Origin of the sequence: Streptomyces sp. NPDC005820 (genome assembly GCF_040630255.1) — a bacterium.
Classification (GTDB): domain Bacteria; phylum Actinomycetota; class Actinomycetes; order Streptomycetales; family Streptomycetaceae; genus Streptomyces.
The window spans coordinates 33277-58471 of record NZ_JBEXXE010000014.1; the positions used below are offsets into that span (position 1 = coordinate 33277).

The 25195-nt window shown below is 73.4% G+C and carries 24 protein-coding genes; 7 read left to right on the forward strand and 17 right to left on the reverse strand.

The features are described from left to right. The coding region (locus ABZ464_RS18690) for an AAA family ATPase (RefSeq protein ID WP_359278072.1) at positions 1 to 1959 on the forward strand (1959 nt) is incomplete at its 5' end. 73 nt (positions 1960 to 2032) lie between these two features. Here ABZ464_RS18690 and ABZ464_RS18695 read toward each other — a convergent pair. The 9 genes from ABZ464_RS18695 to rimP all read right to left on the reverse strand — a co-directional run bounded on the left by ABZ464_RS18695 (position 2033) and on the right by rimP (position 14061). Further along, positions 2033 to 2977 (reverse strand): bifunctional riboflavin kinase/FAD synthetase, encoded by a 945-nt coding sequence (locus ABZ464_RS18695; RefSeq protein WP_359278075.1) that lies wholly within the window; start codon positions 2975 to 2977, stop codon positions 2033 to 2035. Positions 2978 to 3108: 131 nt separating this feature from the next. After that, positions 3109 to 6663: a serine protease gene (locus tag ABZ464_RS18700; protein ID WP_359278078.1), complete on the reverse strand. Its 3555-nt coding sequence runs from the start codon at positions 6661 to 6663 to the stop codon at positions 3109 to 3111. A gap of 261 nt (positions 6664 to 6924) precedes the next feature. Next, positions 6925 to 7830 (reverse strand): tRNA pseudouridine(55) synthase TruB, encoded by a 906-nt coding sequence (gene truB, locus ABZ464_RS18705; RefSeq protein ID WP_359278081.1) that lies wholly within the window; start codon positions 7828 to 7830, stop codon positions 6925 to 6927. Next, complete coding sequence (gene rbfA / locus ABZ464_RS18710) at positions 7827 to 8276, reverse strand: 30S ribosome-binding factor RbfA (protein WP_359278084.1); 450 nt, start codon at positions 8274 to 8276, stop codon at positions 7827 to 7829. The genes truB and rbfA overlap by 4 nt, the downstream gene beginning before the upstream one ends. Before the next feature lie 52 nt (positions 8277 to 8328). Next, complete coding sequence (locus tag ABZ464_RS18715; RefSeq protein ID WP_059203129.1) at positions 8329 to 8625, reverse strand: DUF503 domain-containing protein; 297 nt, start codon at positions 8623 to 8625, stop codon at positions 8329 to 8331. Between the two features lie 268 nt (positions 8626 to 8893). Further along, complete coding sequence (gene infB / locus ABZ464_RS18720; protein WP_359278087.1) at positions 8894 to 11977, reverse strand: translation initiation factor IF-2; 3084 nt, start codon at positions 11975 to 11977, stop codon at positions 8894 to 8896. Positions 11978 to 12125: 148 nt separating this feature from the next. Beyond that, positions 12126 to 12422: a YlxR family protein gene (locus tag ABZ464_RS18725; RefSeq protein ID WP_359278089.1), complete on the reverse strand. Its 297-nt coding sequence runs from the start codon at positions 12420 to 12422 to the stop codon at positions 12126 to 12128. A 137-nt stretch (positions 12423 to 12559) separates the two neighbouring features. Continuing rightward, positions 12560 to 13546, reverse strand: a complete 987-nt coding sequence (gene nusA / locus ABZ464_RS18730) for a transcription termination factor NusA (protein ID WP_359278092.1) — start codon at positions 13544 to 13546, stop codon at positions 12560 to 12562. A gap of 2 nt (positions 13547 to 13548) precedes the next feature. After that, the gene (rimP, locus tag ABZ464_RS18735; RefSeq protein ID WP_359278095.1) at positions 13549 to 14061 is read right to left on the reverse strand and encodes a ribosome maturation factor RimP; all 513 of its coding nucleotides are present in this window, start codon (positions 14059 to 14061) and stop codon (positions 13549 to 13551) included. Between the two features lie 203 nt (positions 14062 to 14264). On the opposite strand from rimP, the gene ABZ464_RS18740 reads away from it, so the two are divergent. Genes ABZ464_RS18740 through ABZ464_RS18750 form a run of 3 tightly spaced genes read left to right on the forward strand, consistent with a single transcriptional unit; the run spans position 14265 to position 16332 of the window. Next, positions 14265 to 14918 (forward strand): hypothetical protein, encoded by a 654-nt coding sequence (locus ABZ464_RS18740; RefSeq protein ID WP_359278099.1) that lies wholly within the window; start codon positions 14265 to 14267, stop codon positions 14916 to 14918. After that, on the forward strand, positions 14915 to 15397 hold the full coding sequence (locus ABZ464_RS18745) for a ferritin-like domain-containing protein (protein ID WP_359278101.1): 483 nt from the start codon (positions 14915 to 14917) through the stop codon (positions 15395 to 15397). The genes ABZ464_RS18740 and ABZ464_RS18745 overlap by 4 nt, the downstream gene beginning before the upstream one ends. Positions 15398 to 15426: 29 nt before the next feature. After that, positions 15427 to 16332 (forward strand): aminoglycoside phosphotransferase family protein, encoded by a 906-nt coding sequence (locus ABZ464_RS18750; protein WP_359278104.1) that lies wholly within the window; start codon positions 15427 to 15429, stop codon positions 16330 to 16332. A 235-nt stretch (positions 16333 to 16567) separates the two neighbouring features. Here ABZ464_RS18750 and ABZ464_RS18755 read toward each other — a convergent pair whose 3' ends face one another. The 3 genes from ABZ464_RS18755 to ABZ464_RS18765 are packed head-to-tail and all read right to left on the reverse strand — an operon-like array spanning position 16568 to position 18771. Further along, positions 16568 to 17050 carry a hypothetical protein gene (locus tag ABZ464_RS18755; protein WP_359278105.1) on the reverse strand — a complete coding sequence of 161 codons (483 nt, stop codon included), beginning with the start codon at positions 17048 to 17050 and terminating at the stop codon, positions 16568 to 16570. Further along, positions 17051 to 18184, reverse strand: a complete 1134-nt coding sequence (locus tag ABZ464_RS18760) for a BN159_2729 family protein (protein ID WP_359278108.1) — start codon at positions 18182 to 18184, stop codon at positions 17051 to 17053. After that, positions 18181 to 18771, reverse strand: a complete 591-nt coding sequence (locus ABZ464_RS18765; RefSeq protein WP_359278111.1) for a sigma-70 family RNA polymerase sigma factor — start codon at positions 18769 to 18771, stop codon at positions 18181 to 18183. Before ABZ464_RS18765 ends, ABZ464_RS18760 begins: the two co-directional genes overlap by 4 nt. A 289-nt stretch (positions 18772 to 19060) precedes the next feature. On the opposite strand from ABZ464_RS18765, the gene ABZ464_RS18770 reads away from it, so the two are divergent. Continuing rightward, positions 19061 to 19483 carry a helix-turn-helix domain-containing protein gene (locus ABZ464_RS18770; protein WP_359278113.1) on the forward strand — a complete coding sequence of 141 codons (423 nt, stop codon included), beginning with the start codon at positions 19061 to 19063 and terminating at the stop codon, positions 19481 to 19483. A gap of 149 nt (positions 19484 to 19632) precedes the next feature. Continuing rightward, positions 19633 to 19863 carry a hypothetical protein gene (locus ABZ464_RS18775; RefSeq protein WP_359278116.1) on the forward strand — a complete coding sequence of 77 codons (231 nt, stop codon included), beginning with the start codon at positions 19633 to 19635 and terminating at the stop codon, positions 19861 to 19863. Positions 19864 to 19870: 7 nt separating this feature from the next. On the opposite strand, the gene ABZ464_RS18780 is transcribed toward ABZ464_RS18775, so the two are convergent. Genes ABZ464_RS18780 through ABZ464_RS18795 form a run of 4 tightly spaced genes read right to left on the reverse strand, consistent with a single transcriptional unit; the run spans position 19871 to position 22947 of the window. Continuing rightward, a complete protein-coding gene (locus ABZ464_RS18780) occupies positions 19871 to 20131 on the reverse strand; it encodes a ferredoxin (RefSeq protein ID WP_359278119.1) in 261 nt (86 codons plus the stop codon). A gap of 1 nt (position 20132) precedes the next feature. Next, positions 20133 to 21350 (reverse strand): NADH-ubiquinone oxidoreductase-F iron-sulfur binding region domain-containing protein, encoded by a 1218-nt coding sequence (locus ABZ464_RS18785; protein WP_359278122.1) that lies wholly within the window; start codon positions 21348 to 21350, stop codon positions 20133 to 20135. Next, complete coding sequence (locus ABZ464_RS18790; RefSeq protein WP_359278124.1) at positions 21347 to 21928, reverse strand: ferric reductase-like transmembrane domain-containing protein; 582 nt, start codon at positions 21926 to 21928, stop codon at positions 21347 to 21349. Before ABZ464_RS18790 ends, ABZ464_RS18785 begins: the two co-directional genes overlap by 4 nt. Then, the gene (locus ABZ464_RS18795; protein ID WP_359278127.1) at positions 21925 to 22947 is read right to left on the reverse strand and encodes an FAD:protein FMN transferase; all 1023 of its coding nucleotides are present in this window, start codon (positions 22945 to 22947) and stop codon (positions 21925 to 21927) included. The genes ABZ464_RS18790 and ABZ464_RS18795 overlap by 4 nt, the downstream gene beginning before the upstream one ends. 45 nt (positions 22948 to 22992) lie before the next feature. On the opposite strand from ABZ464_RS18795, the gene ABZ464_RS18800 reads away from it, so the two are divergent. Beyond that, positions 22993 to 23448, forward strand: a complete 456-nt coding sequence (locus ABZ464_RS18800; protein WP_359278130.1) for a hypothetical protein — start codon at positions 22993 to 22995, stop codon at positions 23446 to 23448. 40 nt (positions 23449 to 23488) lie between these two features. Here ABZ464_RS18800 and ABZ464_RS18805 read toward each other — a convergent pair whose 3' ends face one another. Next, entirely contained in the window at positions 23489 to 25192 is a 1704-nt protein-coding gene (locus ABZ464_RS18805) for a proline--tRNA ligase (protein WP_359278133.1), read from the reverse strand. Positions 25193 to 25195 lie beyond the last annotated feature (3 nt).

Sequence of the window (25195 nt, forward strand, 5' to 3'; positions counted from 1 at the left end):
GCCTACGGCTTCCCACAACCCCCCGCCACACCAGCACCCCCACACCAGCAGGCGGGCGAAGGCCTCCCCCAAGCCCCCACCGCCCCCGCACCCCAACAGCCGCCGGGCTACGGCTTCCCGCAGCCCCCCGCCCCCAACGGGCCGGACGGGTACGGTTTTCCGCAGCCGCCCGCGCCCGAGTCCGCTGGTGGCTATGGCTTCCCGCAGGCCCCCGCGGCCCACAACCCCGCCGCTTACGGTTTCCCCCAGGCGCCGCCCGGACAGCCGCAGCCGATGCATCCCGGTGTCCCCCACCAAGGTGACGGTCGGCCCCCGGCCGCCCCCGTCGCTCAGGGGAACCCGGCGTCGGGAGGCCCCGGCGCCGCCCCGCAGGGCTTTCCCGGGCAGCCGGCGCACGGGCCGCAGATTCCCGACGCCGGTCAGGCACCGCACGCGCCGCAGATTCCGCAGCAGCCGCCCGTCGACCCCCGGATCGGGGCCGCCTGGCCGCAGGCCGTCCAGCACGATCAGCGGCAGCCGGTCAACCCCGGTGTCGCGCCGCTGGGTTACACCGCGGCCGTGGAGCTCTCCTCGGACCGGCTGCTCAACAACAAGAAGCAGAAGGCGAAGAGCGGTCGTCCGACCGCGTCCACCTCCCGTTTCAAGCTCGGTGGGAAGAAGGAAGAGGCCGAGCGGCAGCGCAAGCTGGAGCTGATCCGGACGCCGGTGCTGTCCTGCTACCGCATCGCCGTCATCAGCCTCAAAGGCGGTGTCGGCAAGACGACCACGACCACCGCGCTCGGCTCCACCCTCGCCATCGAGCGCCAGGACAAGATCCTCGCGATCGACGCGAACCCGGACGCCGGTACGCTCGGCCGACGGGTGCGGCGGGAGACCGGGGCCACGATCCGTGACCTCGTTCAGGCGATCCCATACCTCAACTCGTACATGGACATCCGGCGGTTCACCTCCCAGGCCCCCTCGGGTCTGGAGATCATCGCCAATGACGTCGACCCGGCCGTCTCCACGACGTTCAACGACGAGGACTACCGGCGCGCGATCGACGTGCTCGGCAAGCAGTACCCGGTCATCCTGACCGACTCCGGCACCGGTCTGCTCTACAGCGCGATGCGCGGGGTGCTCGACCTCGCCGATCAGCTGATCATCATCTCCACGCCGTCGGTCGACGGGGCCAGCAGCGCCAGTACGACGCTGGACTGGCTGTCCGCGCACGGATACGCCGAGCTGGTCTCACGGTCCATCACCGTCATCTCGGGCGTGCGCGAGACCGGCAAGATGATCAAGGTCGAGGACATCGTCCAGCACTTCGAGACGCGCTGCCGCGGTGTGGTCGTGGTCCCGTTCGACGAGCATCTCTCGGCCGGTGCCGAGGTCGACCTCGACATGATGCGGCCGAAGGTGCGGGACGCGTACTTCAACCTCGCGGCGATGGTCGCGGAGGACTTCGTACGGCATCAGCAGATGCACGGCCTGTGGACGAACGACGGCAATCCGCCGCCGGTCGCCGCCCCGCCGATGCCGGGTCAGCAATACCCGGGTCAGCAGCAGCCATATCCGGGCCAGCCAGGACAGCCCGGCCAGCCCGGCCAGCCGGGAGGGTTCCCCGGCCAGGCCGGACCGGGGCAGCCCTACCCCGGTCAGCCGGCACCGGGCCAGCCCGGCTCCGGTCAGCCGTACCCGGCCCAGCCCTTCCCCGGCCAGCCGTACCCGCCCCAGGCGGCCCAGCCGCCGTACACGGCCCAGCCGCCGCACCCCGGGCATCCCTTCCCCCCGCAGGGTCCGCCCGGGCAGCCCCCTTACCCGCCCCAGCCCGGTCAGCCGCAGCCCCCGGCCGGTTACGGCTATCCCCAGCCGCCCCAGCCCCCGGCGGGCTACGGCTACCCGCCGCCGCCCCAGCCGGACGGCAACAGCGGGGGCAACGACGGGCAGACCCCTCCCCCGCCGCCCCCGCAGCAGTGACGTATGCGGCATGAAGAAGGGCGGCCGGTGTCCGAGGACACCGGCCGCCCTTCGGCCGTGCGGAAGCGGACGGTTACTCCGCCGCCACCAGTTCCCGGCAGCGCTTCACGTCCTCGGCCATCTGCTCCAGCAGGCCCTCCAGCGAGTCGAACTTCGCCTGGCCGCGCACGAAGGCGAGGAAGTCGACGGCGACATGCAGCCCGTACAGGTCGAGGCCGACGCGGTCGATGGCGTACGCCTCCACCGTGCGCTCGGTGCCGTCGAACTGCGGGTTGGTGCCGACGGAGATCGCGGCCGGCATCGCCTCGCCGCCCGCGTGCAGCCAGCCCGCGTAGACGCCGTCGGCCGGGATCGCGGTGTGCGGGAGGGTCTCGACGTTGGCGGTGGGGAAGCCGAGCTCACGGCCGCGCTGGGCGCCGCGTACGACGACGCCCTCGACGCGGTGCGGGCGGCCGAGGATCTCCGCGGCGCCCGCGACATCGCCCGCGCCGACCAGGCGGCGGGTCAGGGTCGAGGAGAACGGCTCGCCGCCGCCCGCCTCGCCGCACAGCACCAGGTCGACGACCTCGACCTCGAAGTCGTACACCTTGCCCTGTTCGGCGAGGAACTCGACGTTGCCCGCGGCCTTGTGGCCGAAGCGGAAGTTCGGGCCCTCGACCACGGCCTTGGCGTGCAGCTTGTCGACGAGGACCTTCACGACGAACTCGGCCGACGACAGCTTCGAGAACTCGGTCGTGAAGGGCAGGATCAGCAGCGCGTCGACGCCCAGCTCCGCCATCAGCTCGGCGCGGCGGTGGTGCGGGGCGAGCAGCGGCGGGTGGCTGCCGGGGCGGACGACCTCGCTGGGGTGCGGGTCGAAGGTGACGACGACGGAGGGGACGCCCAGCTCACGGGCGCGGTCCACGGCGTGCCGGATGATCAGCTGGTGTCCTCGGTGGACCCCGTCGTAGGAGCCGATGGTGACGACGCTGCGTCCCCAGTCCTCGGGGATGTCCTCCAAGCCACGCCAGCGCTGCACTGTGACCGCTCCTCGAACCCGTGTCCGTATCAACCGTTGCTCTTACGCAGGTCTAAGGGTGCCATGCCGGGTGCTTCCTGCCCGCATCGGCATGGGGGTGTGACTCGATCCACGCGCGCCCGGGGCTCCGGTCAGGCGGGTACCCGCACCCCCGCCAGGTCCTCCAGGGTGCGGCGCGCGCCCGGACCGACCAGGACCGCCCAGTCCCCCGGGGCGTCGGCGAACCAGCCCGTAGCCCGGGCGGCGAAGCCGGGGATGTGGCGGGCCAGCTCGACCAGGCCCCGGTCGAAGCGGGTCGCGCCGTCCGGGGTGCGGGCCAGGAGCAGGCCGGTGCGGTGGACGAGTGTGCGCAGCTCCTCGCCGCCGCGCTGCGGGGCGGCGTGCAGGACGGCGTCCAGGACGGCCGGCGTGTGCTCGTGGGCGAGCAGGAACTCCAGCAGCTCCCGCCGCAGCGGACGGGAGCCGGGTGCGCCGGGGGCGAGCAGGACCCCGGCCAGCGCGGCCCGCACCTGCTCCGGGCCGCCGCTCTCCAGCAGGCCGGTGACCAGCGGGAAGAGTACGGCTCGGGCGGCCGGGCCCTGGTCCAGGCGGTGGTCGACGTACGCGGCGACGTCCCCGGCGGTGTCCGGCCGCCGCCGTACCGCCTCCCGTACGACGGCGGCGACCCGGCGGGCGAGCGCGGGCGGGGTGGCATCGGCGAGGGCGCGCAGGGTGCCGCTCGCGCCGGGGCTGTCCAGACGCGCCCGGACGGCGTCCAGGACCGGCTCGGGATGGCTGCCGAGCGCGGTGAGCAGGGCGCTCGCCGGGAGCTGTGGATCGCCCGCCGCGAACCGCTCCAGCGCCCGGGGCAGATGGCGGTCGCGGGTCTCGGGGTCCCGGACCAGGAGGGCGAGCGCGCCGCTGTGCAGGGTGCTGTCGTCGGGGCGGGCGAGCAGGGCGAGCGCCGCGTGACGCAGCAGGCCCCGGTCGGCCTCGGCGGTCGTGTGCGGGGCGGTGCGCCGGGCGTACGCCAGCGCCGCGACCCGCCGGGCCGGCCGCTCGTCGTGCGCCCAGCGGTCCACGGCCCGGCAGAGGGCGGACGGCTCGTCCTCCGCGAGCACGGCGAGCAGTTCGTCGGCCCGCCGGTGCCCGCAGCCGACGAGGATCTCGGTGAGGTCGTCCGGCGACCGGTGCCGGTGCGTGTGCAGCAGCGCCTGCGCGGCCGTCGCCACGGTGGCGTGCGGGGTCGCGGGCAGCGGCCGCTCGTCGTCGAACCAGCGGGTGAGACACGGCTGTACGGCGGTGGGGTCGTCGGCGAGGAGCCGGGCGACGGCGTCGAGGTACCGGGGGACGCCGACGCCCTCCGGGGCGGCGTCGGCGAGGACGAGCCGGCGCAGCAGGTCCAGGCAGAGCTCGGGCGGAAGGGCGAGCCGCGTCCAGAACCCGGGACCGAACTCAGGAGGCGGGCCCGTCGGCTCGCCCCCCGCCACGATCCGGTCGGCGAGCAGACGGAGGAGTCCGGTGTACGCGGTGGCGTCCGGGAGGCGCAGCAGGGTCCCGGCGAGCAGCCGGGCGGCCCACCAGGTCTCGCCCTCGGCGTCCAGTGCGCGCAGCAACTCCTCGAGGCGGGCGCGCAGTTGCCGGGTGCCCTGTTGGCGGCCGAGGAGAAGCAGGGCCTGCACGACGGGGCCGATGCGGTGGTGCGGGACGGGGAGCGGATGGCCGCCCTCGGGGGTGCGGCGGCGGTGGACGAGGGCGCGCAGGGCCTCGTCGAGGTCGAGGTGGAAGCCCTGGATCCAGTCGGCGAGTTCCTCGTGGGCGAAGCGGTAGCCGCCGCCGGCGGGCACCAGCAGGCCCTCGGTGAGGACGGCGGAGGCCCAGCCGGTGCCGCCGCCGAGCCGGGCGGGCGCCGGTCCCCACGGGAACACCGCCTCGAAGGACGCCCGGTCCAGCTCGCCCTGGCCCGGGCCGAGGCTGCGGCGGGCCGCCTCGTGGACCTGGCCGGAGACCTTCGCCGCGAGCCGGCGTACAGCAGTGCCGCGCAGGCCGTTCTCGGCGGCGAGCCGGACGGCGACGCGCAGGCACATCAGGTCGAGGTGGGCGGCGAGGACGTCGTGGCGGTCGACGGGGTGGGCGGGCGGGGGGTCGGGCAGGGCGGCGCGGATCTCGGAGAGGAGCCTGATCGTGAGCGGGTGCCGGGCGTCGGGGCCGGTGAGCGCGGTGCCGGGGACGGCGTACCGGGCGTGGGCGACGCGGGCCTCGTCCGGGGTGAGGTCGCCGAGCGGGACGCAGGGCGGGAGCGCCCCGGCCGTCTCCTCCCGGGGCTGCGTGCCGTCGTACAGCAGGTCGGGCGGGAACAGGGTCCCGGCGCGCTCCCAGTACTCGGCCCGGCAGGCCACCATCAGCCGGGCGCCCGTGCGGCGCAGCCACTGCGCGGTGCCCTCGGTCCAGTCGGCCAGCCGGTGGGCGAGGACGGGCGGCATCTCCTCGGGGCCGTCGAGCAGGAGGAGCAGGGGGCGTCCGGCGGAGTGCGCGAGGCGGGCCAGGCGTTCGGGGCGGAGGTCGCCGAGGTCGGCGGGGCCGGTCCCGGCGGACGCCCCCGCCGGGTCCGGTGCCGGGCCCGTCGGCCGTCCGGCGCGGGAGGCGGCCACGATTCGGGCGGCGCGGGTCAGTGCCCTGCGGGCCGCGTCGGCGAGCGAGTCGTCGTCCGCCTTGAGGTCGGCGCCGCGCAGCCACAGGGTGGGGGCGGGTTCCGGGCCTCGGACGCGGCGCGCGGCGAGGGCCGCGAGTTCCGTCGTACGGCCACTGCCCGGTGGTCCGACGAGGCCGAGGACGGCCTTCGGGCCGGTGCCGAAGGCGGCGAACTCCCGTGCCGTCGCGGCGCGTTCGACCGTGGCCACGGTGGTGCCGCCGGGGCCACCCGGGTGGCCGGAGAAGGCGCCGGGCGGGCCGTCCGAGGCCACCGAGGTGGTGGTGAGCTCCAGGACGCCCGCGAGATTGAGGTCGGCTCCGTACGCGGGCACGGTGGCCGCGTTGCGGGCGAGCAGGTCGGCCAGCGGGCCGGGGGCGGCGGGGCGCAGGGGCACGGCGAAGCCGGCCTCGCGGTCGCCGGAGCGCAGGGCGGTGCCCAGGACCGCGACGACCGCGCCCGTCTCCGCGTCCAGCACCGGTCCCCCGGCCGCGCCCGAGCCGGGCCGCAGCGCGTCCCGGCCCGCCGTGCCGATCGCCAGCTCCAGGGCGCCGTCGAGTGGGTGGACACGGTCCACGGCCCGGTACGTCGCCCGCGTCGCGCCCAGCACGCGTGCCTCGCGCCAGCAGCCCGCGGCCAGCCGGACGTACGTCCCGGTGTCGACGGGTTCGCGGACGGTCACCGGGAGCGGGTCCGTGCCGAGGCCCTCGGTGCGGACGAGGGCGAGGTTCAGCTCGGGGAGCGGGGTGACCGCCTGGGCGGTCACGGCGCAGACGCGGTCGCCGGCGCCGTGCAGCACGAGGCCGGGCAGGCCGTGCACGGCCTCGTGGCTGGTGACGACCGTGCCGAGGTGGTCGCCGACGAATCCGGTGCCGCGCGGGCGGCCCGCGAGGTCGTGGACGAGGACGAGGGAGGCGGTGGCGGGGTGGGCGTCACCGGGGGATTCGTCCCGGGGGGTGCCTGCGGAGGCGGTGTGCATGTCGTGGTCGTCGTCCGTCCACGGGCCCCGTCCCGCCATCGCCCTACCTCCCCGCAGCGCCCTTGTGCCCTCGGTTCGACGGTAGGCATGCGGTGATCAAGAAAACAGATCCCGCGACGAACGCGCCCCCCTGCGCTCCGTCGGTTCACTCCGAGCGCCTGCCCAGACGGGTGAATGAAGGCGGGCGGTTGGATACACCCTAGGGGTGGGGGAACCGAGGGGGGACCGTGGAGCGGCGGGGCAGTGGAACACCCCGTGTCCGCCGCTCCACGGGCAACGCGGCGCGTGAGCCGGACGGGTTCAGCTCAGGACGGCGAGGCTCTTGGCCTTGCCCTTCTGCTCCTCCACCAGGGCGAGGAAGCGGCCCTCGGGGTCGAAGACGGCGACGGGGCCGGCCCCCGTGTACTCCTCGGGCATCTCCAGACGGACACCGTTGATGAGCAGCCGGGCCCGATTGGCGTCCACGTCCCAGCGGGGGAACGCGGCCGCGGCGGCCTCGGCGATCGGCATCACGTTCAGCTCCTGCTGGAGCTGGTCGAGCGTCTTCGCCGAGTCCAGCTTGTACGGGCCGACCCGGGTGCGGCGCAGCGCGGTGAGGTGTCCGCCGACGCCGAGGTCGGCGCCCAGGTCGCGGGCGAGGGCGCGGATGTAGGTGCCGGAGGAGCAGACGACCGAGACGACCAGGTCCAGCACGGGGGTGCCGTTCTCGGCGACGGCGTCCCGGACGTCGTACACGGCGAAGGAGGAGATGGTCACCGGACGGGCCGGGATCTCGAACTCCTCGCCCTCGCGGGCCCTCTTGTACGACCGTACGCCGTCGATCTTGATGGCGCTGACCTTGGACGGCACCTGCATGATGGCGCCGCTGAGCTTGGCGATGCCGGCGTCGATCGCGTCCCGGGTGACCTGGGAGGCGTCGGCGGAGGCGGTGATCTCGCCCTCGGCGTCGTCGGTCAGGGTCGTCTGGCCGAGGCGGATCGTGCCGAGGTACTCCTTCTCGGTGAGGGCGAGGTGACCGAGGAGCTTGGTCGCCTTCTCCACACCGAGGACGAGGACGCCGGTCGCCATGGGGTCGAGCGTGCCGGCGTGGCCGACGCGGCGGGTCTTCGCGATGCCGCGCATCTTGGCCACGACGTCGTGGGAGGTGAAGCCCGACGGCTTGTCGACGATGACGAGGCCGTCGGGTGCGGTGGACTTGCGGTTCATTCGGCGGTGTCGTCCGTCTCGTCGTCACCGGGCTTGCGGTACGGGTCGGCCTCGCCCGCGTACCCGGCGCCCGCGGACGCCTCGCGGACCTTCTCGTCGGCGGCGCGCGCCTTGTCGAGGAGGTCGTCGATGGTGCGGGCGTTGTCCGGGAGGGCGTCGGCGACGAAGGCCAGCGTCGGCGTGAACTTCACGCCGGCCGCGCGGCCGACCTCGGAGCGCAGGATGCCCTTGGCGCTCTCCAGGCCGGCTGCGGCGGCCTGGCGGTCCTCGTCGTCGCCGTACACGGTGTAGAAGACGGTCGCCTCCCGGAGGTCGCCGGTGACCCTGGTGTCCGTGATGGTGACGTGGGAACCGAGCCGCGGGTCCTTGATCCCGCGCTGCAGCTTCTGCGCCACCACCTCTCGGATGAGGTCCGCCAGCCTCTTGGCGCGCGCGTTGTCGGCCACTGGTCCGTCTCCCGTTCTTTCTTGCGTGTCGTGTCTGTGTGCTGTTCTGTGGTCAGTCGTCGTCTTCGCCGTGGAAACGGCGTCTGACCGACAGCAGTTCCACCTCCGGGCGGGCGGCGACGAGCCGTTCGCACCGGTCCAGTACGTCGGTCAGGTGCTCCGCGTCACCGGAGACCACGGCGAGGCCTATACGGGCCCTGCGGTGGAGGTCCTGGTGGTCGACCTCGGCCGCGCTCACCGCGTATTTGCGCTGGAGCTCGGCGACGATGGGGCGGACGACGGAGCGTTTCTCCTTCAGCGAGTGGACGTCGCCGAGGAGCAGGTCGAAGGACAGAGTCCCCACGTACATGTGCAGCCGGTTCACCCGCCGGTACGGGATCGATGGCCCTGTCGGCCGTGTGGGACAGGGGCATCATGAACGGTACCCCGATCCTGCCGTCGGCTCGACGGGGTTTCCCACCCACCCACCCGACTCGCTCGGACAAGGCGTGACCCGACCCCGCCGGGGGCGCAGCCCCCGGACGGACCGGTGCCGGTCCTCCGGGAGGTGTCCCAACGGACCGGTGCCGGTCCTCCGGGACGGTGTCCCAGTGGACCGGCACCATGAACCGTGGGGGTTACACCCGCGGCTTCTCGCGCATCTCGTACGTCGCGATGACGTCGTCGATCTTGATGTCGTTGAAGTTGCCGAGGTTGATACCGCCCTCGTACCCTTCGCGGATCTCGGTGACGTCGTCCTTGAAGCGACGCAGGCCCTCGATGTTGAGGTTCTCCGCGACCACCTTGCCGTCGCGGATGAGGCGCGCCTTGGTGTTGCGCTTGACCTCGCCCGAGCGGATGAGGACACCGGCGATGTTGCCCAGCTTGGACGACTTGAAGACCTCGCGGATCTCCGCCGTACCGAGCTCGAACTCCTCGTACTCCGGCTTGAGGAGACCCTTCAGGGCCGCCTCGATCTCCTCGATCGCCTGGTAGATGACCGAGTAGTAGCGCACGTCGACGCCTTCGCGCTCCGCCATCTGCTGCGCACGGCCGGCTGCCCGGACGTTGAAGCCGATGACGATCGCGTCGGAGCCCATGGCCAGGTCGATGTCCGACTCCGTGACCGCACCGACGCCGCGGTGCAGGACCCGGATGTCGACCTCTTCGCCGACGTCCAGCTGGAGGAGGGAGGACTCCAGAGCCTCGACGGAGCCAGAAGCGTCACCCTTGATGATCAGGTTCAGCTGCTGGACCTCGCCGGCCTTCAGCGCCGCGTCCAGGTTCTCCAGGGAGAACCTGCGCGTGCGCTTGGCGAAGGCCGCGTTGCGCTCGCGGGCCGCACGCTTCTCGGCGATCTGGCGGGCCGTACGGTCCTCCTCGACCACGAGGAAGTTGTCGCCGGCGCCCGGGACGTTGGTCAGACCCAGGACCTGGACCGGCGTCGACGGGCCGGCCTCGGCCACGTTGTTGCCGTTGTCGTCGAGCATGGCGCGCACACGGCCGTAGGCGTCGCCCACCACCATCGTGTCGCCGACCCGCAGGGTGCCTCGCTGGACGAGGACCGTCGCCACGGCACCGCGGCCGCGGTCGAGACGGGACTCGATCGAGATGCCCTGCGCGTCCTGGTTCGGGTTGGCCCGCAGGTCGAGCGAGGCGTCGGCCGTGAGGATCACGGCCTCCAGCAGGGAGTCGATGTGCAGACCCTGCTTGGCGGAGATGTCGACGAACATGGTGTCGCCGCCGTACTCCTCGGCCACCAGGCCGTACTCGGTCAGCTGACCGCGCACCTTGGTCGGGTCGGCGCCCTCGACGTCGATCTTGTTGACCGCGACGACGATCGGGACGTCGGCCGCCTTGGCGTGGTTGAGCGCCTCGACCGTCTGCGGCATGACGCCGTCGTTGGCCGCGACGACCAGGATCGCGATGTCCGTCGACCGGGCACCACGGGCACGCATGGCGGTGAACGCCTCGTGACCCGGGGTGTCGATGAAGGTGATCGCGCGGTCCTCGTCGTTGACCTGGGTCGAGACCTGGTAGGCACCGATGTGCTGGGTGATGCCGCCGGCCTCGCCCGCGATGACGTTCGTCTTGCGGATGGCGTCGAGCAGTCGGGTCTTACCGTGGTCGACGTGACCCATGACGGTGACGACCGGGGGACGGACCACCAGGTCGTCCTCGTCGCCCTCGTCCTCGCCGAACTCGATGTCGAAGGACTCGAGCAGCTCGCGGTCCTCCTCCTCCGGGCTGACGACCTGAACCTCGTAGTTCATCTCGCCGGCGAGGAGGTGGAGCGTCTCGTCGGAGACGGACTGGGTCGCGGTGACCATCTCGCCGAGGTTCATCATGACCGCGACGAGCGACGCCGGGTTGGCGTTGATCTTCTCCGCGAAGTCGGTGAGCGACGCGCCGCGGGAGAGACGGATCGTCTCGCCGTTGCCGCGCGGCAGCATCACACCGCCGACGGACGGGGCCTGCATGGCCTCGTACTCCTGGCGACGCTGACGCTTCGACTTGCGGCCACGACGGGCCGGACCGCCGGGACGGCCGAAGGCGCCCTGCGTGCCACCACGGCCACCGGGGCCGCCGGGACGACCGCCGAAGCCGGGACGGCCACCGCCGCCACCGAAGCCGCCGCCACCGCCGCCGGGGCCGCCGCCACCGGGACGACCGGCGAAACCGCCGCCGCCACCCGGACGGGCGCCGCCGCCACCGGGACCGGCCGGACGACCGGCGAAACCGCCGCCGCCACCGGGACGACCGCCGCCGCCACCGGGACGACCCGCACCGCCGGGACCGCGGCCGCCGGGGCCACCGCCGGGACGCGGGCCGGCAGCGGGACGCTGCGGCATCATGCCGGGGTTGGGACGCGGACCGCCGGGACGCGGACCGCCGGGGCCCGCACCCTGCGGACGCGGCATGCCCGCGGGCGACGGACGGGAACCGCCCGGAGCCTGCGGACGGGGACCGCCGCCCTGGGCGCCGGGCGCCTGGGGACGGGGGCCGCCGCCACCGGGGGCACCACCCGGGCCGCCGGGGCGCGGGGCGCCCTGCGGACGGGGGGCCTGCGGACGGGCCATACCGGCGTTGCCGCCGGACGTGAAGGGGTTGTTGCCCGGACGCGGACCGGACGGGCGGGCACCGCCCGGACGGGGGGCACCGGCACCACCGGGGCGCGAGCCCTGGCCGGCGGCCGGACGCTGGCCGCGGTCCTGCTGACCCTGACCGGGACCGCCCGGACGGGCGCCGGGCCGGGGCGCGCCGGGGCGCGGACCCTGGGCGGCGGCCGGACGGGGGGCCTGCGGGGCGGCCGGGGCCGACGGCGGAGCGGTGAACTCCGGGGCGGCGGGGGCCGGACGCGGCGCGGGCTTGGGACCGGGCACGGGACGCGGGCCCGGGGTCGTCGGCGCGGGGGCCGACGAGGCCGCGGGGGCGGCCGGAGTCGTGGGCGCCTGAGGCGCGGCGGGCCTGGGGGCGGCCGGCCGCGGGGCGGCCGGACGGGCCGACTGCGCCGGGGAGGGCGCACCAGGCTTGGGGGCGGCCTTGCGCGGGGCGGACTTGCCGCCGCCCTGGAAGGCGTCAGTCAGTTTGCGGACTACGGGCGCTTCGATGGTCGAAGACGCCGAACGGACGAATTCACCGAGTTCTTGGAGCTTGGCCATGACGACCTTGCTCTCAACCCCGAACTCCTTGGCGAGTTCGTATACCCGGACCTTAGCCACTTCGCTCCTTTTAGGTCCGGGTTGCCGCCGGACCGTCGCTACTTCATGGGCGTACTCATCGCGTGCTCATCGAGTGCTCATCGCAATCTCGACCTACTTCCAACTCGCGGGGTACCTGGCCGCACGGACGTTCCGCGCGACGCGCTTCTTACGGTGTTGCCCGATCGGCAACTGTCGTCTGCTCGACGTACTGGCGCAACGCCTTTGTGTCGAGCGCTCCCGGGGCGCGCAACGCCCGCGTGAACGCCCGGCGGCGCACCGCCTGGTCGAGACAGACCAGTGCGGGGTGTACGTACGCACCCCGGCCGGGCAGCGTACCGCGAGGATCGGGGACACAGGCGTCCTCGATCGCCACGATGCGCAGCAGCTCCGTCTTGGCCGCTCGCTCCCGGCACCCCACACAGGTGCGCTCAGGGCATGCTCCGGCGTGCGTCCGGCCAGACACAGTTAAGTCTACCTCCCCGCGGCCACCTCACCCCTTCGGGGCAGGAGTCGAACGGTTGCCGCGTTACATCTGACGTGATCTGAGCGGGCCTCGGCTTGGATCTATTCCCCCGAACGGCCCAACCGATGGTGGGACCTCTAGTCGGACGGCTGCTCGGTGTCCGGCCGGATGTCGATCCGCCAGCCGGTGAGGCGGGCGGCGAGGCGGGCGTTCTGGCCCTCCTTGCCGATCGCCAGGGACAGCTGGTAGTCCGGCACGGTCACGCGCGCGGAGCGGGCCGCGAGGTCCACCACGTCGACCTTGGAGACCCGGGCCGGGGACAGCGCGTTCGCCACCATCTCGGCCGGGTCGTCCGACCAGTCGACGATGTCGATCTTCTCGCCGTTCAGCTCGCCCATCACATTGCGCACCCGGCCGCCCATCGGGCCGATGCAGGCGCCCTTGGCGTTCAGGCCCGAACGGGTGGACCGTACGGCGATCTTGGTGCGGTGGCCCGCCTCACGGGCGATGGCGGCGATCTCGACGGACCCGTCGGCGATCTCCGGCACCTCCAGTGCGAAGAGCTTCTTCACCAGATTGGGGTGGGTACGCGAAAGCGTGACCGAGGGACCGCGCACCCCCTTCGCCACCCGAACGACGTACGAGCGCAGGCGCATGCCGTGCGGGTACGTCTCTCCGGGGACCTGCTCCTGGACCGGGAGGATGGCCTCCAGCTTGCCGATGTCCACGAGCACGTTCTTGGGGTCGCGGCCCTGCTGGACCACTCCGGTGACGATGTCGCCCTCGCGGCCGGCGTACTCGCCGAGCGTCGCGTCGTCCTCGGCGTCGCGCAGCCGCTGCAGGATCACCTGCTTGGCGGTGGTGGCGGCGATACGGCCGAAGCCGGACGGGGTGTCGTCGAACTCGCGGGGCTCCTGGCCCTCTTCGAGGTCCTCGGGGTCCTCCTTCGCCCACACGGTCACATGCCCGGTCTCCCGGTTGAGCTCCACGCGCGCGTGTCGGCGGCTTCCCTCGGTGCGGTGGTAGGCGATGAGGAGGGCCGACTCGATCGCCTCGACCAGCAGGTCGAAGGAGATCTCCTTCTCCCGTACCAAGCCCCGCAGGGCACTCATGTCGATGTCCACGGCTACGCCTCCTCTTCCTTCTCGTCCTTGACGTCCTGGTCCTTGCGGTTGAACTCGACCTGCACGCGCGCCTTCGCGATGTCCGGGAAGCCGACTCTGCGGGCGGTGGCCTTGCGGCCCTTCACGCCGGGCACTTCGAGGTCGAGGCCGTCCTCGTCGGCCTTCAGGATCCGGGCGACCAGTTCACCGCCCTCGGTCAGCTGGAATCTCACCAGTCGGCCGGTGGCGCGCACGTAGTGGCGGTGCTCGGTCAGGGAGCGCTCCGCGCCCGGGGTGCCGACCTCGAGGGTGTACTCGCCCGCGCCCATCGCGTCCGTCTCGTCGAGCTTCGCCGAGAGCGCGCGGCTCACATCAGCGATCTGGTCCAGGTCCGCCCCGGTGTCGGAGTCGACGACGACACTCAGCACGCGCTTGCGACCGACGGAGTCCACGGCGATCTCTTCGAGATCCAGGCCCTGGGAGGTGACGAGCGGTTCCAGGAGCTCTCGCAGCCTCTCGCTCTGGGTGGTGCTCATCCGGGTGACTCCTCGGCCGCGTGTGCTGTTGTGGGATGGGTCGCGTGTCTGGTCAAAGGGTATCCGGTCGCGGGGAGTGTTGCCGTCCACCCGTGCACGGAGGGTGGCGGAGCCCTCGCTCCGGCGTGCGCGCAGGTACGGTGATCACGGACCTGTTCCCTTCCCGGTCCTTCGTTCGCACGTATTCCCCGAGGACGTCTGCCGTGCCGTTCCCGCTCGTTCCGCGCGCCCGCTCCGGGCCGCGCAGAAGAACCCTGCTCGCGTCGGCCGCCGGGGCGGCGCTGCTCGTGGGCTGCTCGTCCGGTTCCGAGAGCTCCGAGGAGGTCGCGAGCGGCAGCCCGTCGGTCACCGAGCGGGCACGCGCGCGTGCGGCCGAGGAGAGCGGCGGGCTGCTGGCGCGGTACGACGCCGTCCTCGCCGCCCATCCCGCGCTGGCGAAGCGGCTCGGGCCGCTGCGGGCGGAGGTGGTCCGGCATGTGGAGGCGTTCGGGGGCGCCGGTCGGACGCCGGCCGCGTCCCCTTCGGCTCCCATCCCCTCGGTTTCGGCTCCCATCCCCTCGGTTTCGGCTCCCACGTCCTCGGTTTCGGCCCTCACGCCCTCGGTTTCGGCCCTCACGCCCTCGGTTTCGGCCCTCACGCCCTCGGCGACGAGTCCGTCGGGCGCTCCGACGGCCTCCGCGGCCGCCGCGACGACGGAGAAGGACGCGCTCGCCGGTCTGGCCGCCGCCGAGCGGGAGCTGGCGGACCGCAGGACGAGCGCGCTGGTGGACGTCCCGGGCGAGTTGGCCCGGCTGCTGGCCTCGGTGGCGGCGGCCGGCGCGGCCCACGCGTATCTGCTGACGGAGGGGACCCGATGACAGGGAAGCCCGACAAGAGCGGGGAGCTCACGGCGCTCCAGGCGGCGCTGGCCGCCGAGCACGCGGCCGTGTACGGGTACGGCGTGGTCGGCGGACGGATCGGCGCCGACCGGCGCACGGAGGCGCGGGCCGCCTACGACGCGCACCGGGCGCGGCGGGACGCGCTGGTGCGTGAGGTCCGCGACCTGGGCGCCGAGCCGGTCGCCGCGAGCGCCGCGTACGCGCTGCCGTTCCCGGTGACGGACGCGGCGACGGCGGTCCGGCTGGCCGCGGAGCTGGAGGAGCGGGTGGCCGGGGTGTATTCGGATGTGGTGCGGGCAACCGGGGACCAGCGGCGCCGGGAGGCGGCCGGGGCGCTGCGGGAGGCGGCGGTGCGGGCCGTGCGCTGGCGCGGCGGGAGCGTAGCCTTCCCTGGGCTCGCCGAGCGGGCGGGTACGGATGCGGCGACCTCCGGAGTTTCGGCCACGCCGACGGCGTGACCCCGGAGAGGGAAGGGAACGACTCGCGCATGGCTTTCGAACCGCCGCAGCGTCTGGTGCGGGCGCTCGGTGAGACGGCACCGAGCGGTGACGACTGGTTGGAGAAGCTGCCGGAGGCGGCCCAACAGGCCGTTGTTCTACGCGAGTTGACCGTCGACCGGGTGCAGGTGCCGGGCGGCCGGAGCAGCCTGGTGGTGCTGGTGCGCCGGGCGGACGGGACGCCTGCCGTGCTCAAGCTGGCCCCGCCCCGGTTCCGGCCGGAGGCGGAGCGGGCGGCGCTGGCGCACTGGGGCGGGCTGGGCGCCGTACAGCTGCTGGACGGACCGGTGACGCAGGGGGTGCTGCTGCTCGAACGGCTGCATCCGGATGTCTCGGTACGGTCGCTGCCGGAGGCGAAGGCGCAGCTGGAGGCGGCGGGGACGCTGCGGCGGCTGTGGGTGGAGCCGCCCGACGACGGCGGCGGGCACCTGTTCGAGACGGTCGCCGAGCGGACCGGGCGGCAGGCGGAGGCGATGCGGGGGACCGCCGTCGACTCCGAGGTGCGGGTGCTGGTGGACGCGGCTCTCGCGGCCCGGGCGGAGCTGGTGGCTGCGCCGCCCGAACACCGGCTGTTGCACGGGACGTTCCGGCAGAGCAAGGTGCTGGCGGCCGAGCGGACGCCGTGGCTGGCGGTGGGGCCGGATCCGGTGGTCGGTGAGTGCGCGTTCGATCTGGCGCGGCTGGTGCGGGACCGGGTGGAGGATCTGATCGCCTCACCGTCGGGGGCGGCGACCACGCGGCGGCGGGTGCGGAAGCTGGCGGAGTCGCTTGAGCTGGATCAGGAGCGGGTGCGGGGGTGGACGCTGTTTCGGGCTGTCGAGTCGGGGGTGCGGGCGCTCCGCGTGGGGCGGCGGGGTGATGCTGAGTTGTTGCTTGAATTCGCTGGGTGGCTTTAGGGCGGTAGGGGGGTGGGGGTGCGGGTGGTGTCGGGGTGCGGGTGCGTTGGGGCTGGTCGCGCCCACGCGGCGGAGCCGCATGTAGATACAGCCCCGCGCCCCTTTCGGGGCCGGACCAGGCATCCAACGCTTTGCTGGTGCCGACGGGCAGCGCCCCGCTGCTGGGTGAGGGGGCAGGGGGCGCTGCGGTCCGGTCGGCTTGCCTCCCGAGCCTGCCGGCCGGAGTCTTCCGGTGTCAGGGGTCGGGGGGTGGGGTGAACAGGGCCTCCTCCAGGGCCAGCAGGCGGGTGTGGTGGCGGATGTGGGTGGCCTGGTCGGGGATGCGGGGGCCCTCGCGTCGTGGGGGTACGACGGTGGGTTCGGCGTACCGGACGTGGGCGAACAGGGGGAGGTCGGCGGACGGCAGGCGCCAGGACAGCAGGCGTTCGCCGGCCATGAGGCGCAGCAGGTGCGTACCGCCGGGCCCCGCGTCGGCGGCCGGGGTGACGACCGCGCTCGACGGGTGCAGCGCCGCCAGCCAGGCGAGGAGGTGCGCCCGTTCGCGGGAGACCCGGGTCAGTTCCCGTTCGTAGAAGTCGGCGTGCCGCTGCCAGCGGGCCAGTTCCCGCCGGCAGTCGTCCAGGTCGAGGGCGAGGCGGTGGTGTGGTCCGGTGCCGCGTGCGGCCGTGCGGCCGTGCGGTCGCAGCAGGGCCAGCAGGCGCAGCGGAGACGGGGGCACTCAGGTACGCCCCGAGGGGCGCGCCGGTGACAGCGGGCCCAGTTGGGCCTCCACCTGGGCGAGCGTGCAGCGCTCGGGGCGGCCGTCGAGGGACAGCAGGGGCATGCCGTCGGGGGCCCGGCAGCCCTGGAAGTACCAGAGGTCCCCGTTCGTGTCGCGCTGCGGCAGGGCCAGGTCGAAGCTGGTCCCGTCGAGCCGGAAGGGGCGCCGTTCGGGGGCGCCGGCCCTGCTGGGCGGTGCCGTGCCGCTGCCGCGCGCCACGACCGTCACCGGGACGCCGTCGCGTTCTCCCTCGGCGGTCACCGTGTGGGGGCGGGACCGCTCACCGGCGTCGGTGAGGCCCAGGTACGCGCGCCAGCGGGCCCACTGGGCGGGGTCGTCGACGCGGAGCAGGACCCGCACCCGGTCGCCGTCCACGCGGATGCCGTGCGGACCGGGGTGTCCGTGCAGCTGCCGCTCGACGGCACGGGCGACCTGCCGGGCCCGGGCGCAGGAGTCGTCCCAGGCCAGCGCCTGCCGCTCCAATTCGGTGACCGAGCGCTCCGACTCCGCACCGGGCCACTCCGGCATCGGCTCCGACGCGGGGGCCGGGCGTTCCGACTCCGCACCGGGCCACTCCGGCATCGGCTCCGGCGCGGGGGCCGGGCGTTCCGACTCCGCGCCAGGCCCGTCCACCATCGGCGTCGACGCGGTGACCGGCCGCTCCGGCTCCGGCGCGGGGGCCGGGCACTCCTGCTCCGGCTCGGGGGCCGGGCACTCCTGCTCCGGCGCGGGCAGGGTGGCCGGCTGCTCCGGCTCCGGCGCGGGGGCCGGGTGTTCCTGCTCTGGCCCGGGGGCCGGGTGTTCCGGTTCTCTGGTCGGGTGCGCCCGCTTCGGTACCGGTCTGCGATCGGTGGGTGGGCTTTCCGGCTCCAGCTCGCCGACCGGGCGTTCCGGTTCGGTGGGTGGGTGGCCGGTTCGGGGTGTCCAGGCGCCGTTCGGCTCCCGGTGCAGCAGGAGGCCGTAGGAACGTGCGGGATCGGTGAGGAGGTGGGCCGAGTCCAGGGCGCGGGCGGCGGCCGTGGCCTGGTCGGGGGGTACGGAGCGCAGTGCCGCGTGGATCACCCGGGCGGCCCGGGGAAGGTTGCCGTTCACACGGACACCGCCCCGGTCGTCCAGCGCAGTTTCCGCAGCGCGCGGTACGTCAGCGTCTTGACGGCGCCGACGCTGCGGCCCATCTCCCGGGCCGTCTCCTCCGGGGTCAGCTCGTCGAGGAACCGCAGTTCCACGCAGTGCCGTTGGTGCGCGTTGAGCGAGTGGAGTGCCGTACGGACCGTCTCGTGGGCCTCGACGGCCTCCAGTTCGCGCAGGGCGAGCGACTCCGTGCACCGGCCCGGCGCCTGGGGGTCGTGGAACTCGGCGACCGGGGTCTCCAACCGGGTGCGGCCGCGGGCGAGTTCGTCGAAGTAGAGGTTCTTGGCGATGGTGGTGAGCCAGGCGGCGAAGGCCCTGCCCTGCCAGGTGTACGAGTCGATGCGGCGCAGGGCGCGGGTGAACACCTCCTGGGTGAGGTCCTCCGCGAGGTGTCTGTTGCGCGTGCGGATGAGAAGGAAGCCGTACACGAGGCGGTAGTGCTCGTCGTACAGGGCGGCGAACGCCTCCCGGTCGCCCGTGCGGGCCCGGGCGATCAGCTCGGGCTCCGGGGCGCACGGAGCGGTCGTGGCGTTGTCGGTTGCGGACACGAAGACCTCCACATCTTCAGCATCTCCAACATCTGCAATCTTCATGTAGATGAAGATTCTCTGAAAGGACGTCACCCGGAGGGGTGCACATCGGGGATGTCGGCAGTCTTCACGTAGATGCATATAGTGTCAAGCCGCTCACACAGTGTGAGGGAAATGGCGGTCCGGGGGCACGGGGGCGCACAGAGACACCTGCTCCGCCACAACGCTCCGGCGTGCATCCGAAGACCCGGCCGGCGGTCTGCGATCTACTTGCGCCTGTAGATATCGATGACCGATCCTCTGAGGCGTGACGAAGCAGCGGAGCCACTCAGGAGACCCGGAACCCGGCGACGATCCCGCGCACCGGGACGAGGATCTGGCGGCACTGCTCGAACGTCTGCTGACCCAGGCTCCCGGCCGCACCCAGAAGGATCTGGCGTCCGAGGCCGGCATCTCGTACCCGACACTGAACGCCTGGATGAACCGCACCCGCGGCACCTCCCGCATCGACCCGGAGAAGCTGCGCGCCATGGTCGAGGTGTTCCGGCGCTGGGGCGTCACCACGACCCCGCGGGAGTTCTTCGAGTCGGTCGGCCGTCCCGTGCCCGGGCCCAGCGGGGACGAGCGGGAGGCCCGACTCCTGATGCTGTACCGGCAATTGCCGGAGTCACGTCAGCGCGCGCTGCTCAAGGACGCCGAGGCGATGCTTCAGGTCAGCCGTATCACCTGAGGCGACACCCGAGTTGCGGATGAATATGACGAAAAGCCCCACGGTCCCGTCGGCCATCGGTACCATCAGTGCGCCGCTGGCCTCCCGGAGCGGATCACTGCGTGTCCTTGTGCAGCCCTGGGGAGACAGTTGTGTGCGTCCACATTTGCATGGCAGACGAACTGCCGAGAATCGCGGTCTGGGATCCTGACGAGGTCAGCATCCGTGTGGCCAGGGGCTTCCAGGTACGCGACGCGCTCCGGGAAGTCCGGGACATCCTGATGATCGATCTGGGTGCCCCCGCATCGCGCGGCGGTCTGCTCGTGTGTTTCTGCGGCATGCGCGTGGAGCTTCCACGCGAACTCACCCCCTGCGCCTCCTCCCCCTGCGTCGTCGGCTGATCTCCCGTCAGTGGCCAGGGCCGGCCCCTGCGGGGGCGAGCCTGAGGGCGAGCACGGGGCAGTCGGCGGCGGCCCGGCGGGCCCGCTTCACCGTCCGCGCGGGGACGGGGGCGCCGTCGACGAGCGGGTAGCCCCATTCGTCGAGCGTGATGTGCTCCGGGAGGAGTTCCGCGCACAGGCCGTGGCCCTGGCAGGACGTCCAGTCGATGTCCAGGTTCATCTGCCGGTCCCGGTTCGTCTGCACGTCCCGGATCGTCTGTCGGTCCATGTCAGGCCTCCTGGGGTACGGGCAGCAGGGGCGTGCGGTCGTTGGCCGTGCAGTGGCCGTGGGCGTGTGCGTCGGCCTCGGCGGCGAAGGTCGTCAACGCGCTGCGGACCAGCCGGACCGTGCCGTCCGGGTGGTGGCAGGCGCCCCGGCCCTCGACGAGACCGGACCAGCGGGCGAGATCGGTGCGCACGGTGCCCTGCGGGCCGGGTGCGGCGAGGGTGCGGAAGGCGGTGGCGATCCGGGGCAGGCCGTTGAGGCAGGGGCCGCACTGGCCGGCCGACTGGAGGGCGAGATAACGCAGCACCCGGGCGGTCTCGGCGAGACCACAGCGGTCGGCGGGCAGCACGGCCAGCACGCCCGCACCCAAGTAGCCCGCGTCCACGGTGAGTTCGGCGGCCTCGCGGGCCGGGATCCAGGTGCCGTGGTAGCCGCCGACGAGCACCGCCGAGGCGTCGTCGAGCGGCAGCAGCCGGGTCAGCGGCAGACCGTACGGCGCCTCGACCACCCGGGGTTCGTGTCCCACGACATGGACCGTGCACAGGGCGCTGCCCGGCTGGGCGGGGGTACCGGCGCTGCGGTACCAGTCGGCGCCGTAGCGGGCGACGAGCGCGAGATGGGCGAGGGTCTCCACGTTCTGGACCAGCGTCGGCGCCCGGTGCACGCCCCGCTCGCGGACCGGCGGGCTCGGGTGGACCGGCAGGGCTGCACCGCCGGAGACGAACCGGGCGAGCGCCGAGGCCTGTCCGGACAGGAAGGACTTCGGCAGCCGTACGACCGTGACGGGCAGCGGGTCGCCGGAGCGCTGCGCGAGCGCGGACTCCAGCCAGGTCGCGCCGTCCTCGACGCCCAGATACGCCTCCCCTGCGCCGACCGCGTGCGCCGCGATCTGCAGACCGTCCAGGACGAGGTGCGGGGAGAGACGCAGCAGCGTCTTGTCCTTGCGGCTGGCGGGCTCGCCCTCCGCACCGTTGGCGACGACCACCGGGGCCCGGCCCGTACGCCGGCCCGCCTCGGCGACCGAGACCAGTTTGCGGTACGTCGGGAAGGCGGCTCCGCCGCGCCCGGTGAGACCGGATTCGGCCACCGTGCGCAGGACGCCCTCGGGGTCGCCGTAGGAGAGGGGGCCGTAACGCTGCTGGTGGGTGGGCAGGTCGGCCGGGGCGGACCCGGGGGCGAGCAGGCGCGGGGACATGTACAGGTCGGGGAAGGTCGCGGTCACGGGCGGGCTCCATCGGCGGTGCGCAGCAGCGCGGCGGGGGTACGGCGGGCGGCGCGGGCCGCGTGGGCGAGGCGCATGCCTCCGGCGGTGAGGACCGTGGCCACGCAGGCGACGGTGAGCCAGGTCATCCAGTCGGCGCCGGTGTCCGTGCCGATGCCGACGCCGTGGATCAGGGCGACCGGCCAGGAGGCGTACGCCAGCCAGTGGACGGCCCGCCAGGTGCGGTGGCCCATCCGGGCGCGGAGCAGGCTGGTGATCAGGACCGCCAGCATCAGGTCGAAGGCGACCGTGCCCAGGCCGAGCCACAGGGGCTGGTAGTCGGAGACGAAGGGGATCAGGGCGTCGACGACCGTGATGTTCACATAGCTGTCGGCGATCGCGGTGGTGATGTGCAGGGCCAGGAAGGCGGTGGCGGAGAGGGAGAGCGTGCGGTGGAGGCTCATCGTGCCGAAGCGGGGCAGACCCGGGACGCGGGTCCTCAGGTGCACCGCGATGCCGAGGAGGACGACGACCGTGAAGAGGACCAGGCAGACGGCGCCCGTGGCTCTGTTGGCGTACCAGAGGGTTTCGGTGGTCATGCGGCTGTCCCCCGGTGGGTGGCTGAGCGCGCCCCGCGGCGGAGCCGCTGATCGACACAGTCCCGCGCCCCTGGGTGGGTCGGCCAGCCCGGCGTTGTGACGACCAGGCCGTTGTGCGTGACCAGGCGGGCCGGGAGGGCGAGAGCGGTCAGCCACTTCTCCGCGCCCGTCCCCTTGACCAGCGCCGCCGTGCTCGCCGCGTTCGCGTCGGCGCAGGTGGACGCGGCGACGGAGACCGTGCGCCAGGGGGAGCGGACCGGCAGGCCGGTGCGGGGGTCCACGATGTGGTGCAGGTCGTGGCCGCCGCGCTGCCAGCGCCGGGCGGTGGTGCCGGAGGTCGCCAGGCCGCCGCCGCGCAGGCCGACGGTGGCGTACGAGCCCTGCGCGGGCGTCTCGTCGACCGGACCGGTGATGTCCTGGACGCGGATCTGCCAGCCGCCCGCCGGGGCCTCGCCCGCGACGGCCGTGTCGCCGCCCAGGCTGACCAGGACCCCGCAGCCGGCTGTGTCGGCCAGCATCCGCGCGGCCCGGTCGGCGGCCCACGCCTTGGCGGTCGCGCCGAGGTCCAGACGGACGCCCCGGGGGACGGTGACCGTGCCGGTGGCGCGGTCGAGGGTGACGGTGCGCCAGCCGGGGGTGCGGCGGAGCGTGAGGCGGACCGGGCGGTCGTCCTCCCGGACGAGGGTGAAGTCACGGTCGTAGCCGATCGCGTCCATCGCGGAGCCGACGGTCGGGTCCACGGCCCCGTCGGTCGTCGCGGCGGCGCGCAGGGCCACGTCGAGGGCCTCGGCGAGCAGCGGGCTCACCCGGACCGGGCGGCCGGCGGTGGCGTCGAGGGCGGCCAGTTCGGAGTCGGGGCGGAAGCGGCTGCAGGCCGCGTCGACCTCGGCGAGGTGCCGGGCGAGGAGCAGGTTGCAGGACTCCAGCAGGGCCGGGTCGGTGACGACCAGGCGGACGGTGGTGCCGAGGGCACGCCACTCGGTGGCGGCCGTGGTGCGGGGCTTGAGCGGCGTGGTCATCACGACGCCCCCGAGGTGGAGTCGGCGGAACCGCCGGAGGATGAGGTGAGACCGCTGGAGCTGTCGGAGGAGGACGAGCTGGACGAGCTGTCCGAGGAGGAGGAGGAGGAGCTGGAGTCGTCGGAGCTGGACGAGTCGGTCGAGCTGGAGTCGTCCGAGCTGGACGAGTCGGTCGAGCTGGAGTCGTCCGAGCTGCTTGAGCTGCCCGAGGAGGAGCTGTCCGAGCTGCCGCTCGATGTGTCCGAGCTGCTGCTCGAACTGGAGCTCGTCCCGCTGCTCGCCGTCGTGGTGGCGTCCGCCTGCATCGTGCCGATCAGGGCGAACACCCCGGCCGCCCCCGCCAGCGTGATCGCGGCGGCCAATGCCGCGGTCCGCCGTGCGCCTCTGCGGACCGCTGCCGCGGCCCCGCGTTCTTCTTCCCTGGTCGCCATGACCGTTCCCCTCCGCAGTGACGTTCTGTCACGCCCTACGGTCGGGGAACGGCCTGAGAGAAGTCTGTGAGGATCCCATAGGCCTCGACAGAACTCTCTGAGAGCTTTCTTTAAGCGGTGAGCCTCGCGATCGCCTCGTCCACCGTGAGCTCCTCGCGCTCGCCGGTCCTGCGGTCCTTCAGCTCCACCACGCCCTCACCCGAGCGACGGCCCGCGACCAGGATCTTCGGCACGCCGATCAGCTCGGCGTCGGTGAACTTCACGCCCGGGGAGACCCCGGCCCGGTCGTCGACCAGGACGCGCAGCCCGGCCGCCCGCAGCTTCTCGGAGACCTCCAGCGCCAGCTCGGTCTGCAGGGCCTTGCCGGCGGCGACCACGTGGACGTCGGCCGGGGCGACCTCGGCCGGCCAGCACAGGCCCTTGTCGTCGGCGGACTGCTCGGCGAGGGCCGCGACCGCGCGGGAGACGCCGATGCCGTAGGAGCCCATGGTGACGCGGACGGGCTTGCCGTTCTGGCCGAGGACGTCGAGCTTGAGGGCGTCGGCGTACTTGCGGCCGAGCTGGAAGATGTGGCCGATCTCGATGGCGCGGTCCAGCTTGAGGCCGGTGCCGCAGTTCGGGCAGGGGTCGCCCTCCTGGACGACCACGACGTCGACGTACGTGTCGACCTCGAAGTCACGGCCCGCGACCACGTTCTTCGCGTGCATGCCGTCCTTGTTGGCGCCCGTGATCCAGGCCGTGCCGGGGGCCACGCGCGGGTCGGCGATGTAGGTGACCTTCTCGCCCAGGCCCTGCGGGCCGACGTAACCGCGTACCAGGTCGGGGCGGCCCACGAAGTCCTCGGCGGTGACCAGCTCGACGGTCGCCGGGGCGAAGTGCGCCTCGACCTTGCCCAGGTCGACCTCACGGTCGCCGGGCACGCCCACCGCCACGATCTCGCCGTCGACCTTCACCAGGAGGTTCTTCAGCGTGTCGGAGGCCTGGACGCCGAGGTGGGCGGCGAGGGTCTCGATGGTGGGGGTGTCCGGGGTCGGGATCTCCTCCAGCGCGGGCACGCCCTCGGCGTCCACGGCCTTCAGCTCGTACGAGATCGCCTCGGTGTTGGCCGCGAACTCGCAGTTCGGGCAGTCGGCGAAGGTGTCCTCGCCGGCGCCGGCCGGGGCGAGGAACTCCTCCGACTTGGAGCCGCCCATGGCGCCGGCGGTGGCGGCGCAGATGCGGTAGTCGAGACCGAGGCGCGCGAACACCCGCTGGTAGGCCTCGCGGTGCAGGGCGTAGGACTGGGCGAGGCCCTCGTCCTCCGTGTCGAAGGAGTAGGAGTCCTTCATCAGGAACTCCCGGCCGCGCAGGATGCCGGCCCGCGGACGGGCCTCGTCGCGGTACTTGTGCTGGATCTGGTACAGGATGACCGGGAGGTCCTTGTACGAGGACGCCTGGTCCTTGACCAGCAGGGTGAAGATCTCCTCGTGGGTCGGGCCGAGGAGGTAGTCGCCGCCCTTGCGGTCCTTCAGCCGGAACAGCTCGGCGCCGTACTCGTCCCAGCGGCCCGTGGCGTCGTACGGCTCACGGGGCAGGAGGGCCGGGAGCAGCACCTCCTGGGCGCCGATCGCGTCCATCTCCTCACGGACGATCCGCTCGACGTTGGCCAGGACCTTCTTGCCGAGCGGCAGCCAGGACCAGATGCCGGCGGCCGTGCGGCGGACGTAGCCGGCGCGGACGAGGAGCTTGTGGCTGAGGACCTCGGCGTCCGCCGGGTCGTCGCGCAAGGTCTTCGCCATCAACTGGGACATGCGCTGGACCGGTGCGTTCGCCATGGT